This window comes from Bradyrhizobium sp. Crot121, assembly GCF_059512385.1.
In genome coordinates this window covers 1-483 of record NZ_JCAMOR010000350.1, presented here as the reverse complement: position 1 = coordinate 483, position 483 = coordinate 1, and the positions used below count along the sequence as shown (strand labels likewise).

1 protein-coding gene is annotated in these 483 nt (G+C 58.2%); it reads right to left on the bottom strand.

Translation table 11 applies throughout. From position 1 onward, the window contains the following. Window positions 1-483, bottom strand: a 483-nt coding sequence (locus AC5ZGW_RS46925) for a molybdopterin-dependent oxidoreductase (RefSeq protein WP_496114242.1), incomplete at both ends; no start/stop codon positions are given.

The window sequence follows — 483 nt, the reverse complement described above, 5'->3', positions numbered from 1 at the left end:
GCGTTGCCCGCCTTCGGCTGCGCGATCCATTCCGCGGACTTACGAATTTGATCGGTGCTTAGACCGGTTATCCTAGCCGTGTCCTCCAAGCTGATCCTGTTGGCGGCCTTCATCTGGTCGAAGTTGGTCGTCGAGGCCTCGATGAAGGCTTTGTCAACCCAGCCCTTGTCCGCGATATAGGTCATCCACGCATTGAACAGCGCGAGATCCGTGCCGGAATTGATCGCCAGGTGCATGACGTTGTCCTTGCCGGCTTCGACCTCGCAGGCATTGACCGTCACCGTTCGACGCGGATCGACAATGATGACCTTGGCCCGCTCCATTGGCTCGGAGCCGAACTCGGCCTTCTTCTTGTCGAGCGACGTTCCGCGCAGATTCGAAATCCAGTGATTCAAGAAATAATTGGTCTGGGTTTCGAGCGCGTTGGTCCCGACCGCCACGATCGTGTCCGCGAGCTCGGCATCCTCGTAGCAGTTGTTGAGC